This is a genomic window from Gemmatimonadaceae bacterium (assembly GCA_036003045.1).
Classification (GTDB): domain Bacteria; phylum Gemmatimonadota; class Gemmatimonadetes; order Gemmatimonadales; family Gemmatimonadaceae; genus JAQBQB01.
In genome coordinates this window covers 79,129-93,098 of the sequence record DASYSS010000027.1, presented here as the reverse complement: position 1 = coordinate 93,098, position 13,970 = coordinate 79,129, and the positions used below count along the sequence as shown (strand labels likewise).

The window sequence follows — 13,970 nt, the reverse complement described above, 5'->3', positions numbered from 1 at the left end:
GCGCTAATGGCGCGTGCCGGTACGACCCCGGCGACGCAGCCAGAAGGACTTTTCAGTGGTGAGCGGTAACGGCGGAGCGTCGGCGCGGTCGTTCGTCTGGTCGTGCACGAACTTCATCCGCTGCACAACGGTGATCCACGCCGTCACGGTGAGGAAAATCAGGATGACGTCCAGCACCCAGCCGTTGAGCGCGAGGCCGAAAAACGCCTGGGGTACGGCCAACAACACCGAGCGCTCCGGCCGCTGCACCAAGCCGACTTTCGCGTCCAACCCGAGCGCCTCGGCGCGGGCTCGGATGTACGAGGTCAAAAATGCCCCGTTCAGTCCCGCCAGACAGACGATGACCATCCAGACCGAGTGGTACCGCGGGCTGAGCGCGTAGAACACGGCGAGACCGCCAAGCACGGCGCCGTCCGCCACGCGGTCGAGGGTCGAATCGAGAAATGCGCCGAACGTCGAGCTCTTGTTGGATCGGCGGGCGACCGTGCCGTCGAGAACGTCGAACAGCGCGGTGACACCGAGAACGAATCCCCCCGTCCGAATGTGCCCGAAGCCGTAGATGACGCCCCCGGCGACGGTGCAGACGGTGCCAACCGCGGTGATCGTGTTGGGATGAACACCGCGACGGACAAGCCAGTCGGCAACCGGATCAACGACTCTGAGATATCCGTTCCTGAGCCAGTCCGGAAGAATCTGCATTGGGCGTAAAAGTAGCCTTTCCAGACACTTGTAGCAACCAAATGATCCCCGGACGGCTGCCGGTCAGGCGGTCGTCGTTAGGGGACTTGAAAGGAATACGTCCCGCTCAGCGTCACGTTTGTGCGCGAGTAGGTGCGCGCTCCGTCGAACGTGACGGCTTTGAGCGTGGCGGTCGTGCCCGGCGGGTAACCGGGAACCGGGACCGTCACGTTGCTGTTCGCCGCGACCTGTCGAAGAAGCGTCTCGGTGCCATTCACGTTCACATACACGTTCACCGCCTGACCCAAGGTGTTGTTCACCTGGATCGAAATCTGGGCCGGTTGGGCCGGCGTCGACCCGACTGTCGCGGCACGGGGAGCACAGGCTGGAGCGGACGCGAGAACGAAGAAACCGAGGAGGATGGTCAGGCAGCGCTTACCGGTCATCGGAAGAGCCTCGCTCGACAGTGGTTGCGGGTTGACTGCAGACGGCCCGTGGTCATCGATACAACAAGAAACGATGCGCCGCGGCCTCGAAGTCGCTGACGGCGCGCTGTCCCCCGTCCACGACGCGATCCGGGTCTTCGCCGGCAAACAACGCTCGCCGCATCGACGGACTGCCGAAACGCTCGTCGAAGGTCGTGTCGCGAACGCGCAGCGAATCGCGGTTCGTGCGTAGCAGGGCCCACAGGATCGCGGCGCAGACATGTCCCGGGCGAACGGCGTTTCGGTCGGTGACCGCGATGCGCACACCGGGAATGAGGCGGCCCCCGTACTTGGCGTCGCCGGGATTTACGGGGGTGAACGAGTCGACGACGAAGCGAACGCCGGGCTCATTGCGACCGTTCAGGAGCGACGCAACCTCCACGGCGTTCATCCACGGCGCGCCGAAGCGCTGAAACGCGTCGGCCGTTCCGCGTCCCACGGAGACGTTCGATCCCTCGAACGCGACGAGCGCCGGGTAGATCAGCACGCTCGCGAGGTTGGGGAGATTCGGCGACGGGCGGACCCACGGCAGACCCGTCTCGTCGAACCACGCGGAACGCTTCCAGCCGGATACCGGAACGACACGAAGCGGGGCGCCTATTCCCAGCACCTCGTTGTAGAAGCGCGCCATCTCTCCCATCGTCATTCCATGCCGCAATGGGAACGGATATAATGCGTACGGCTTCGCCGGACGCCGCGGACTTTGTTCGTTCGCGTTCGCCAAGGCGGAGTCGAGCATCGGTCCGTCGACGTGGTCGCCGGTAATTGGGTTCGGCCGGTCGAGCACGATGATCGGCAGGTGGCGGCGCGCCGACGCACGCATCGCGTAGATCATCGAGCCGACGTAGGTCCACGTTCGCGTACCCACGTCTTGGAGGTCGAACACGAGCGCGTCGAGATCGGTGAGCAGGCTATCCGGCGGCGCGATCGCCGTCTCGGTGTAAAGCGAATGCACCGGGAGCCCACTCCGCTCGTCGATCCCACTCTCGACGTGCGTCCGGTCTTCGGTCCCCCGAATGCCGTGCTCAGGCGAAAAGAGACGGACCAGCCGAACTCCGGCCTCACGGGCCCGCGAATCGCGCAGAACCTCGATGTCCGAGACGCCGTGCTCATCCACCCCCGTCTGGTTGGTGAGCAAGGCGACGCGCTTCCCGCGTACGAGGCCGATGCTGTCCGAGATCAAGACGCTGATCCCCGGTCGCACCGCGCCGGAGGGCGCGGGGGGAGGAGCGATCGTCGGCGCCGCATGCGTACACGACGAGGCAAGAACCAGCGCACCCATCAACAACCAACGCTCAGCATGCATCGCGTAGCTATCCTCGCGTCACTCGTCACTATTGCCGCGTGTCATTCGGGAAACACTCAATCCGCCTCCCCCGCTCCATCGGCCGCCAACGCGTCGGCGTTGCGGGCCGGACTGCAACGGCGGATCGAGGAGGTCCTCAACCGCGCGCGAGCCGACAGCGCCTTCCCCGGCGCGTTCGCCGTCGTCGGAACGCACGACGGAGTCCTCGCCGAATATGGCGTGGGCCAGCTCGATTGGGCACCCACGCCGAGGCCCGACGAACACACGCTGTGGGATTTGGCGTCACTGACGAAGGTCGTCGGGCTGACGACGGCGATCATGCAGCTCGTCGAGCAGCATCGCGTCGACCTCGACGCGCCGCTCCAGCGCTACATCCCCGACTGGACCGGACCGAACAAGAATCGCGTGAGCGTGCGCAATCTGCTCACACACACATCAGGGCTGCCGGCCTTCAAGGCGTACGACGAGATCACACACGACCCCGACAGTCTCGCCAAACTCATGTTCTCGACGCCGCTCGATACTGTGCCCGGCGTTCGCATGGTTTACAGCGACATCGGCGCGTACATGCTCGGAAAGCTCGTCGAACGCATCACCGGCGAGACGCTCGACGCCTACGTGCACGACCATGTCTTCGCGCCGCTCAAGATGGACGAAACGATGTACCGCCCGCCGGCGTCGCTGCTGCCGCGCATCGCGCCAACCGAGTTCGATCCGAAGCGCGGCGGCCTCGTTCGCGGCAAGGTGCACGACGAGCGCGCCTACTACCTCGGCGGCGTCTCGGCACACGCGGGAATATTTAGCTCCGGCCACGACCTTGCGCGGTTCGCGCGCATGTACCTGAACGGCGGCACGCTCGACGGCGTACGCGTGGTACAGGCGTCGACGATCGCGCGGTTCACGGCGTTCACCGATTCCACGTTTTCCAACCGGGGCATCGGCTGGCAGAAGCCCGACCTGCCGGGGATGAAGTTCGCCAGTCCCTCGTCAGCGTGGGCCGGACACCTGATGTCGACGCGGGCATTCGGCCATACCGGCTTTACGGGAACCTCGATCGCGATTGACCCGTCGCGCGACCTGTTCGTCGTTCTGTTGACCAACCGCGTCGACCCGACGCGGAACAACAACAAGATCAGCGAAGTTCGCCGGCAGCTCGCGGATTCGGTCGTCGCCGAGTTCGACCGGTTCCGCTCTTCCCCGCACTGAGGAGCCGATGCACATCAGTCCGATCGATTGGGCCATCGTCGCCGCGTACTTCCTCCTATCGGCCGGCATCGGCTTCGCCTTCACGAAAAAAGGCGGCGAGAGCCTGAGCGAGTACTTCATCTCGGGGCGCGCGGTGCCGTGGTGGCTCGCCGGCGCGTCGATGGTCGCGACGACGTTCGCGGCCGACACGCCGCTGGTCGTGACCGGACTCGTGTCTTCGCACGGCGTCGCGGGCAACTGGCTGTGGTGGAACATGCTGATGAGCGGCATGCTCACCGTGTTCTTCTTCGCGCGACTCTGGCGCCGTGCGCACGTCATGACCGACGTCGAATTCGCCGAAGTGCGCTACAGCGGAAAGCCGGCGGCGACGCTGCGCGTCTTCCGAGCGCTGTATCTCGCGATTCCGATCAACCTGATCATCCTCGGCTGGGTAACGCGCGCGATGATCAAGATTCTCACGATCTCACTCGGGCTTCACCCGGTGCAGATCGGCGGCGCGACAGTGTCGGGCGAAGTGATCGCGGTCGGCATCTGCTTCGTGATCACGATGGCGTATTCGGTGGCGGCCGGAATGTGGGCCGTGCTGTGGACCGACCTCGTGCAGTTCGTCATCAAGATGACCGCGGTGATCGTGCTGGCCGTGTTCGCGGTGAACGCGGTGGGCGGCATGACGACCATGAAGGCGAAGCTGGCCGAGCATTTCGGGAGCGAGAAGGCCGCGCTCTCCGTGCTCCCGATCTCGTTCGGCGGGAATGGAATCACGGCGTACGCCTGGATGCCGATTCTAACGTTGGCCGTATTTCTCGGCGTGCAGTGGTGGGCCGCATGGTATCCGGGCGCCGAACCCGGCGGCGGCGGGTACGTCGCGCAGCGAATTTTCTCGGCACGTTCGGAGCGGGACGGCGTCTTGGCGACGCTCTCGTTCAACGTCGCGCACTACGCGCTTCGTCCGTGGCCCTGGATCGTCACGGGTCTGGCGACGGTGATCCTCTACCCCAACGGCATCGGTCCGAATCACGACCACGAAGCGGCGTACGTGCAGGCGTTCGTGGATCTGCTTCCCACGCCGTGGCGCGGCTTCATGATGGCCGGGTTCGCGGCGGCGTACATGTCCACGGTCGCGACGCAGCTCAACTGGGGCGCGTCGTATCTCGTGAACGACGTCTATCGCCGTTTCCTCAAGCCCGGCGCGAGCGAGAAGCATTACGTGTCGATGTCGCGGATGGCGACCGTCGTGCTCTTCCTGCTCTCGACGCTCGTGACGTGGCAGTTGTCGTCGGTCGAGGGCGCGTGGAAGTTCCTGCTGGCGATCGGTGCGGGGACCGGACTCGTTCTGATCCTTCGCTGGTATTGGTGGCGGATCAACGCATGGTCCGAGATCAGCTCGATGCTCGCGTCGTTCGCGATCTCGCTCATCTGCTTCGCGACGATACCGGGGCGCTGGTACCCACTCGACGATCCGCGCAACGACTCCGCGATCATGCTCATCACCGTCGCCGCGAGCACGGTGATCTGGGTCGTCGTCACGTTCATGACGGCGCCGGAATCCGACGCCGTGCTGGCGTCGTTCTACGAGCGCGTCCGCCCCGGCGGTCCGGGCTGGGCGAAGGTGTCGAGCGCGCTCGGCTACGGGCGCGAGTCGATTCCCGGCGGCGCGTTGGCGTGGACGAACTGGGTCGCCGGAATCGTCGCGGTGTACTCGTCGTTGTTCGGGATCGGGAAGATCGTCTTCGGCGAGGTGGGGACCGGCGTGGGACTGCTGATCCTCGCCCTCATCGCATTCACTTGGATCGCGCGATCGTTCCGCAACGAGGCCCCGCCACCGGCCATGGCTGCGAAAGAGGCTCTCTCAATGGCGGCGGACTGACGGAGCCGGAATTCAAGCCCAAGCGGTGCTCCCACTTCCATTCGGTATCGAAAAAGCAATTCAACGCAGACGACGCAGACGCGGAACTGCGATCCCGCACACAAAAAACAAAAGGCGGTCACGCCAAGTTGCTTGCAGTTAACTGCGGGATCGCTTTTCAAAGTCTGCGTCGTCTGCGTTGAATTTTTTCTGAAACGCCAATCGTAGCCCACGACGCCGGCTCCAGGCCCAGCCAGACGGACTTCCGGGTTTGCACCCGGCCTGAGGTACCCCTATAATTCGAGGTGTATGTGTCGCGGCCGGCACCACTTGGCCGCTCCCTTCGGAGGCTTCAGATGAGCACGATGAATCAGCCCGAAGTGTTGGTGACCGTCACACCGGTTGCCGCCACCGAGGTCAGAAAGTTCATGGCGCAGGAAAATGTCGACCCGGCCAAGGGCGGCCTCCGCGTGAGCGTTCAGCCCGGCGGCTGCAGCGGCTTCAAATACGGCCTCCTCATCGAGGACGAGGCCGCGGAAGACGACTTCGTCCTGTCTCAGGGCGAGTGGAACGTGTTCGTCGACCCCTTTTCGGCCCAGTACATGAACGGTGTGATTATCGACTATGTCTCGTCGATGCAGGGATCAGGATTCACGTTCAAGAACCCGAACGCGACCGGCGGCTGCGGCTGCGGAAGTTCGTTCTCAGCCTAGCGTGAACTCGGACGAACGGGGGGAGGCCCGCGACGAACCCGGTCGCGTGGCCTCCCCTTCGTCGTTTCTGGCGTCACATCCGCCGCGCGAGCGCATCCAGACGGTCATCGCCGGCGACCACGACGACATCGCCGAGCTCGTCGCGATCCGAATCGCCGAGCTGATTCGCCAGCACAACGCGGCCGGCACCCGCCTCGTTCTCGGGCTCGCCACGGGGTCGACGCCGATCGGCATATACCGCGAGCTCATTCGCATGCACCGCGAAGAAGGATTGAGCTTTGCGTGCGTCGAGACGTTCAATCTCGACGAGTACTACCCGATGGCGAAGGACAGTATCCACTCCTACCACCGCTTCATGTGGGAGAATCTGTTCTCGCAGGTCGACATCGATCCGGCCAACGTCCACATCCCGCCGGGCGACGTGACGCGAGACAAAGTCGCCGAGGCCGCCCGCGCATACGAGGCGGCGATCGCAGCAGCGGGCGGCATCGACTTTCAGATCCTCGGCATCGGCAAGACCGGCCACATCGGCTTCAACGAACCGGGCTCCGGCGCCGACAGCCGCACGAGGCTCGTGACACTCGACGCGATTACGCGGAAAGACGCCGCCGCCGATTTCTTCGGCGAGGACTACGTGCCGCGCGAAGCAGTCACGATGGGCGTGGCGACGATCCTCGACGCCCGCGAGATCGCCATCATCGCGACGGGCGAGCACAAGGCGGGGATCGTCGAGCGGGCCGTGGAAGGGGGCGTCGATCTCGAGGTCGCCGCGACGTTCCTCCAACGCCACCCCAACACGACTTTCTACGTCGATCGCGCCGCCGCCGCGGAGCTGACGCGCATCAAGACGCCCTGGCTGCTCGACGAAGTGCAGTGGACCAAGGACCTGATGGTCCGCGCCGTGATCTGGCTGTCGGAGCGCACGAACAAGGCGATCCTCAAACTCACGCAGCGCGACTACGCCGATGCGCGCATGTCGTCGCTCGTCGCCAAGTTCGGCTCGCCGGGCGAGGTGAACGGCAAGGTCTTCAACGTCCTCGGCGCCAAGATTCGCGGGAAGTCGAAGCTGCCGCTCGGCCATCGGATCGTGTGCTTCTCGCCGCACCCCGACGACGACGTCATCTCGATGGGCGGAATTCTTCGCAAGCTGGTCGAGAACGACAACGACATCGTCGTCGCGTACATGACCAGCGGCAACATCGCCGTGTTCGACCACGACGTGCGCCGCTATGCGGACTTTCTCCTGCGCCTCGCCGCCGAGGGGCGCATCGATCACGGCAAAGTGGACGCGCTCGTCGCCGACGTCCACGCGTCGCTGGAGCGGAAATCGCCCGGCGACATCGACTCGGCGGACGTGCAGGCGCTCAAGCGGATCATTCGCGAGACCGAAGCGGTGAGCGGGCTCGAGACGGTCGGGCTGCCGCGGAGCGCGGCGCGTTTCCTGAACCTGCCGTTCTACCAAACGGGCAAAGTCCGCAAGGATCCGATCGGTCCGGCGGACGTCGAGATCGTGCGCGCTCTGCTCGACGAGATGCGCCCCGAGATGATCTTCGTCGCCGGCGATCTCTCCGACCCGCACGGCACGCACCGCATGTGCAAGGAAGCGATCGACGGCGCGCTCGAGGAGCTCTCCTTCCCGAAACCCGAGGTTTGGCTCTATCGCGGCGCGTGGCAAGAGTGGCCGGTTCATGAGGCGACGTTCCTGGTTCCGCTGTCCCAGGAGGAGCTCCGCCTCAAGATCCAGGCGATCTTCAAGCATCAGTCCCAGAAGGACTCCGCTCCCTTCCCGGGGGGCTATGATGAGCGGGAGTTCTGGCAGCGCGTCGAAGCGCGCAACAAGGGAACGGCTGCGGAGCTGGATCGTCTGGGATTGGCCGAGTACTTCGCCATGGAGGCATATGTCGTCGACGGAGAGAAGCGCTGAGTAGCACGTGCGCGGACTGAACGCGCTCGACTTCATCGTCATCGCCGCGTATCTCCTCGGCGTGACGCTGCTCGGCATCTGGGTCGGGCGCCGGCAGAAAGACGCCAAGGATTACTTCGTCGCCGACCGAGAGATCCCCTGGTGGGCGGTGATGTTCTCGATCGTCGCCAGCGAGACCAGCGCACTCACGTTCATCAGTATTCCGGGTCTCGCGTACACGACGAATCTGGGATTCCTCGAGATCGCGGTCGGTTATCTCCTCGGTCGAATCGTCGTCGCGTACACGCTGCTGCCGCGTTACTACAACGGAAACCTCGTCACGGCGTACGCGCTGCTCGAGCAGCGGTTCGGTCTCGCGACGCGGCGGTTCGCGTCGATCGTGTTCATGGTGACGCGAGGCATGGCCGATTCCGTGCGCGTCTTCGCCACCGCGGTGCCGATCGCGCTGATCATTGGACCGCTGCTGCCCAGGAGCGCGGTGATGCCGGTGGCCGTGCTCGTCCTCGGCACGCTCACGATCCTGTACACGATCCGGGGCGGCATGCGCGCCGTCGTATGGACCGAGATCGTGCAGGCATCCGTCTACATCATCGGCGGCATCTCGGCAATCGTCCTGATCGGCCATCTCGTGTCCGGCGGATGGTCGGCGATCCTCCCCAGCGCCGCGGCCGCGGGAAAACTCAAGACCATCAGCTTCTATACGGGCTTCGACCAGCCACATACGGTATTCGCCGGCTTGCTGGGCGGCGCGTTCCTGTCGATGGCTTCACACGGCGCCGACCAACTCATCGTCCAGCGGCTCCTTTCGGCGAAATCACTGCGCGCGTCACAGGTGGCGGTCATCGGCAGCGGCGTCGCGGTCATCGTGCAATTCGCGATCTTTCTCATCCTCGGCGTCGGACTCTGGGCCTTGTACGGCAACCGCACCTTTCCCACGCCCGACGCGATCTTTCCGACGTTCATCGTCGACAAGATGCCGCACGGGCTCATTGGCCTGTTGCTGGCGGCCGTGTTGGCAGCGACGATGAGCACTCACTCCGGCGCGATCAATTCGCTCGCCGCCGCCTCGACGCACGACATTTACCTGCCCATCACCGGCCGAGCGGCCGACGATCCGCGCACGCTGCGCGTCGCGCGGTGGCTGGCCCTGGCCTGGGGCATCGTGCTCACGGGAGGGGCGCTGCTCTTCCCGACCAACACGAAGACGCCGGTCGTCGTCGTCGCGCTGTCGATCGCGTCTTTCACCTACGGAGGCCTGCTCGGCGGCTTCTTCCTCGCTATCTTCTGGCGACGTGCGCGGCAGTCCGACGCGATTCTCGCGATGACCGTCGGCATCGCGCTCATGAGCCTCGTCGTGTTCGCCAAGCAAATCATGGCGGCGGTGCCGTCGTGGTCTGGGTTCCTCCAGCCGTTGTCGACGATCGCGTATCCGTGGTACGTCCTGATCGGAACGCTCATCACGCTCGCTACCGGAATGATCGCCTCGCTTTTTCACCCGGCCCCGGCCCCCGCCCCCGTCCCCACGCCCGTGCCCACTCAGTCGGCATGACGTACATCGTCGTTGGCATCGACGGCGGCGGCTCGAAGACGCACGCCATCGTGGCCGACCCCACGGGCCGCACGCTCGGCGAGACCGTGGGTCCGGCGAGCGCGGTGCGCCCCGGCGGAGCCGATGCCTCCGCCGACGTGATCGCGTCGGTCGTCGCCGACGCGCTCACCGCGTGCGGTCTCACCGGGGCGACGCCGCGCGCACTGGCCATCGGCGTCGCCGGCATCGGCCGCGACACCGAGCGGCAACAGCTGTGGCACGCGCTGGCCGGGCGGGATTTGGCCTCGGAGATCGTGATGCAGTCCGACTTCAGCATCGCGCTCGACGACGCCTTCGGCGACGGGCCGGGCGTGCTCATACTCAGCGGCACCGGTTCGGTCGCATTCGGCCGCGGACCGACCGGAGCCACCGCGCGTTGTGGTGGGTGGGGGCCCACCTTCGGCGACGAAGGGAGCGGCGCATGGATCGGGCGGCGAGCGTTGACCGTCGTCGCCGCCGCCTCCGACGGCCGCGAGCCCGAAACCGCGCTCACCGGCGCGATTCTCACGGCGGCACAAGTCGACGAGACGATTGATCTGATCGGTTGGGCCGCGAACGCGACCCCCGCGGATTTCGCGTCGCTCGCCCCGGTCGTCGCCTCGGTCGCCGACTCGGGCGATCTCCGCGCGAATGCCGTGCTCACGCTCGCCGTCGAGGAGCTCGTGCTGCACGCGCGCGCTCTGGCGCGCAAGCTCTTCACCGACGAACGCGCCGCCCTCCCGATGGCGCTCACCGGCGGAATGCTCAACCGCGGCTCGACGCTCCGAAAACGCCTCGAGCATCGATTGAAATCCGCGGTTCCCGGCGCGCAGCTCAAGACCGAGCCGGTCATCCCCGCGCGCGGCGCGGTGCGCGCCGCGCTCCGGGTGGCCGGCGCCGCCGTCGTCTAGGTCTCGCGTTGGCGGTCGAAGCACACGTCGCTTTCCTCGGGCCCGCCGGGACCTTCACGCACGAAGCCGCGCGGGTGTTGTGTGGTCCCAATGCCCGTTACGACGCGTGCTCGACGATCGACGCCGTCTTCGACGCGGTCCGCCGGAAGGACGCGCCCAACGGGGTCGTGCCGATCGAGAATTCGACGGAGGGTTCGGTCACGCAGGCCCTCGACTGTCTTCTCGCGGGCGACGTACGGATCGCGGGCGAGATGGTGCTCGACATCGTCCACTGCCTCGCGTCGCACGCGGCGACGATCGCGGAGATCGAGCGCGTCTACTCTCATCCGCAGGCACTCGCGCAGTGCCGACGTTGGCTCGCCGCGAACGTGCCCCAAGCCCGCCTCGTCGACTCGCCCTCGACCGCCGCGGCTGTGCGTCACGCGGCCGGAGACCACCGCGGCGCCGCGATCGGCAGCCGCTTTGCGGCCGCGCTACACGGCGTTCCGGTCCTCCACGAAGCGATTCAAGACGCCGAGCACAACGCGACACGATTCGCGCTGCTCGCTCCCCACGACGCGGCGCGGACCGGCGACGACAAGACGACGATCGCGTTCGCCGTCCACGACGAGCGCGGCGCCCTGCTCCGCGTGCTCGAGGTGTTCGACGAAAACAGGATCAACCTGAGCCGGATCGAGTCGCGGCCGAGCAAGCAGCGGGCGTGGGACTACGTATTCATCGCTGATCTCGAGGGGCACCGGACTGACGGGAACGTCGCGCGTGCGTTGACTGTACTGGAAAAGAAATGCCCGATGCTCAAGAATCTCGGGAGTTATCCGCGCTTTCGAGGGTAGCGACGTTCAGGGCTCGCCCCTCCCGTCTGGCATCTCGGATCCAGGCCCGAGCCAAGCCCTGAGCATCAGCCTACAACAAGAGCCTGGAGCCAAGAAGAACGGCGCGATTCTCATCGCGCCGTTTGTGCATGGCTCAAGGCTCCTGCTCAAAGCTGTTGCTCGAGGCTAGGCTCGCTTCACGTTCCGCGATACCGACCAATCGCGCACAAACTCCGAACGAACCTCATCCCCACTTGAGATCGATCTTCGACAACGGCAGCGCTCTCACGCGCTTCCCCGTGATCTCGAATATCGCGTTGCATAGCGCAGGCACGACCGGGGGCAACGCGGGTTCACCGAGGCCCGTGGGCGGGAACTCGGTGACCTTGAACCATACGTCGACCGGCGGCGCCTGCCGCATGCGGAGGAGCGGGAAATTGTTGAAGTTCGTCTGAACCGTGCGCCCCTTGTCGATCGTGATCTCCTGACCCAGCGCCTCGGCGATGCCATCCATCACCGCGCCTTGCGCCTGGTTCTCGGCATTGCTCGGGTTGATGATCTGGCTGCCGATGTCGCCGACGACCCAGACCTTGTCGACCTTGACCGCCCCGTCCTTCGCCACGGTCGCCTGGACGACCTCGGCGAAATAGCCGCGATGAGAGAAGTGGAATGCCGTTCCCATCGCGGTTCCCTTCGGCAGCGAGGCGCGATTGGCCCAACCGGAGCGTTCGCGCACCCCCTCGACGACTCCGCGCATCCGTTTGCCGTCGAAGGATGGAGCCTGGAATCCGCCGCGGCCGCCGCCGGGAGCACCAGCGGCTGGTGGAGGCGGTGGCGGCGCCGGCTGCTCGTTCGCGAGGAGATCGAGGCGGAACTGCAGCGGGTCCTTGCCCGCCGCGTGAGCCAGCTCGTCGATGAACGACTGAACCGCGAACGCGATGCCGTTGCTGCCCGGTGCCCGCAACGCGCCCGTCGGCACCCCGAGAGGCATCAACGACTGATCGATCACGAAGTTCGGGATGAAGCGGGCCGGGAATTCCGTCGCTCCGAGGTTCGCGCTCGACGCCGTGCGCCCATTCTCGCCGAACGACACGAAGTGATCGCGCCACGCGGTGAGGGCGCCGTTCGCATCCACGCCGCCACTGAAGAAGTGGAATCCGGCCGGACGATACGGGTCGTGCTGGATGTCGTCTTCGCGCGTCCACAGCAGCTTCACGGGCGCGTTCGGGAGCTGTTTCGCGATCGCCGCCGCCTCGACCATGTAGTCGTTGGCGAGCCGGCGCCCGAATCCGCCGCCCGAGCGCGTGATGTTGATCGTGATGTCTTCCTGCTTGATGCCGAGGGACTGCGCCACGAGGCCGCGGCCCGCCTGCGGCTGCTGCGTCGGCGACCAGATCTCGAGCTTTCCGTCCTTGAACAGTGCCGTCGTATTCTGCGGCTCGAGCGGCGCATGCGAGATGAACGGATAGAAGTAAGCTCCCTCGGCCGTCTTCGCCGCGCTCTTCATCGCGGCGTCGAAATCGCCGTCCTTCCGCAAATTCTGCTGCGGCGGCTGCTTCGACAACGCCTGCGCCTGCGACGCGAAGCTTTCGCTGCTCTGCGTCGCCGTCGCACCCTCGTCCCACTGCACGACGAGCTTTTTGCGCGCCTGTTGGAGGAGCCACCAGTTGTCGCCGACGAGCGCGACGCCCGAGAGAAGTCCCATGAGGCCGCCCTGCTCGCCCTGATTGACGATGAACGCGTGCTTGACGCCCGGCTGCGCCTTCATCTCGTCGAGATTCGCGCTGATCGCCTTTCCCGCGAACACCGGGCACTTCACGTAGCTCGCGTAGAGCATGCCGGGCATCGTGACGTCGATGCCGAACATCGGCTTTCCGGTCACGATGTTGTGCACGTCGACGCCCGTGACCTTCGTTCCGATGATCGTGAAGTCTTTCGGGTCTTTCAGCTTGACCGCGGCGAGGTCGGGCGCGGGGACCGTCGCCGCCTTGGCGACGAGATCGCCGTATTTCGCCCTGTTCGTGGTTCCGTGCTGGACCACGACGCCGGCCTCGGTCGACAGCTGCGACTCGGGCACGTTCCACATCTGCGCCGCGGCGGTCACGAGCATCGCACGAGCCGCCGCGCCGACCTGTCGCATCGGCGTCCAGTTGTTCGGCGTCGCCGTGCTGCCGCCCGCGCTCTGGCCCTGGAACTTGGTCGTGTCGAGCGGCGCCTGTTCGATGCGCACGTCTTTCCAGGCCACGTCCAGCTCGTCGGCGATGATCATCGGGAGCATCGTCTTCACGCCCTGCCCGATCTCCGGGTTCTTGGCGATGATCGTGACGATGCCGTCGGGCGTGATGCGAATGAAATTGCCGAGCGCCGTCTCCGCCGCGGATGGCGTGAGCGCGAAGGCCTCGGCCGTTTCGCCGAGCTTGATGTACGTACCGAGCAGAATTCCGCCGCCGGCGAGCGCGGTGACGCGCAGGAACGACCGCCGGTCGACTGTCTGGTTCATCGTCGTGGTCATTGGCGTCTCC

11 protein-coding genes are annotated in these 13,970 nt (G+C 65.7%); 7 read left to right on the top strand and 4 right to left on the bottom strand.

Going from position 1 to position 13,970, the window contains the following annotated elements; genetic code table 11:
• Positions 1-3: 3 nt before the first annotated feature.
• From VGQ44_05935 to VGQ44_05925, 3 genes are all read right to left on the bottom strand, one after another.
• On the bottom strand, positions 4-699 hold the full coding sequence (locus VGQ44_05935) for a CDP-alcohol phosphatidyltransferase family protein (protein ID HEV8446336.1): 696 nt from the start codon (positions 697-699) through the stop codon (positions 4-6).
• Positions 700-776: 77 nt separating this feature from the next.
• Positions 777-1,124 carry a hypothetical protein gene (locus VGQ44_05930; protein HEV8446335.1) on the bottom strand — a complete coding sequence of 116 codons (348 nt, stop codon included), beginning with the start codon at positions 1,122-1,124 and terminating at the stop codon, positions 777-779.
• Between the two features lie 52 nt (positions 1,125-1,176).
• Positions 1,177-2,469 (bottom strand): DUF1343 domain-containing protein, encoded by a 1,293-nt coding sequence (locus VGQ44_05925; GenBank protein ID HEV8446334.1) that lies wholly within the window; start codon positions 2,467-2,469, stop codon positions 1,177-1,179.
• Between VGQ44_05925 and VGQ44_05920 the strand changes: the two genes are divergently transcribed.
• The 7 genes from VGQ44_05920 (at position 2,464) to pheA (ending at position 11,469) form a co-directional block, all read left to right on the top strand.
• Complete coding sequence (locus tag VGQ44_05920; protein ID HEV8446333.1) at positions 2,464-3,675, top strand: serine hydrolase domain-containing protein; 1,212 nt, start codon at positions 2,464-2,466, stop codon at positions 3,673-3,675. The genes VGQ44_05925 and VGQ44_05920 overlap by 6 nt on opposite strands.
• 7 nt (positions 3,676-3,682) lie before the next feature.
• Positions 3,683-5,542 carry a sodium:solute symporter family protein gene (locus VGQ44_05915; GenBank protein ID HEV8446332.1) on the top strand — a complete coding sequence of 620 codons (1,860 nt, stop codon included), beginning with the start codon at positions 3,683-3,685 and terminating at the stop codon, positions 5,540-5,542.
• Between the two features lie 335 nt (positions 5,543-5,877).
• Complete coding sequence (locus tag VGQ44_05910; protein HEV8446331.1) at positions 5,878-6,234, top strand: iron-sulfur cluster assembly accessory protein; 357 nt, start codon at positions 5,878-5,880, stop codon at positions 6,232-6,234.
• Between the two features lie 46 nt (positions 6,235-6,280).
• On the top strand, positions 6,281-8,158 hold the full coding sequence (gene nagB / locus VGQ44_05905) for a glucosamine-6-phosphate deaminase (GenBank protein HEV8446330.1): 1,878 nt from the start codon (positions 6,281-6,283) through the stop codon (positions 8,156-8,158).
• Between the two features lie 7 nt (positions 8,159-8,165).
• Positions 8,166-9,707 (top strand): sodium:solute symporter, encoded by a 1,542-nt coding sequence (locus tag VGQ44_05900; protein ID HEV8446329.1) that lies wholly within the window; start codon positions 8,166-8,168, stop codon positions 9,705-9,707.
• Positions 9,704-10,636, top strand: a complete 933-nt coding sequence (locus VGQ44_05895; GenBank protein HEV8446328.1) for a BadF/BadG/BcrA/BcrD ATPase family protein — start codon at positions 9,704-9,706, stop codon at positions 10,634-10,636. Before VGQ44_05900 ends, VGQ44_05895 begins: the two co-directional genes overlap by 4 nt.
• Before the next feature lie 8 nt (positions 10,637-10,644).
• The gene (gene pheA, locus VGQ44_05890; GenBank protein ID HEV8446327.1) at positions 10,645-11,469 is read left to right on the top strand and encodes a prephenate dehydratase; all 825 of its coding nucleotides are present in this window, start codon (positions 10,645-10,647) and stop codon (positions 11,467-11,469) included.
• Between the two features lie 223 nt (positions 11,470-11,692).
• On the opposite strand, the gene VGQ44_05885 is transcribed toward pheA, so the two are convergent.
• Complete coding sequence (locus VGQ44_05885; GenBank protein HEV8446326.1) at positions 11,693-13,960, bottom strand: molybdopterin cofactor-binding domain-containing protein; 2,268 nt, start codon at positions 13,958-13,960, stop codon at positions 11,693-11,695.
• Positions 13,961-13,970 lie beyond the last annotated feature (10 nt).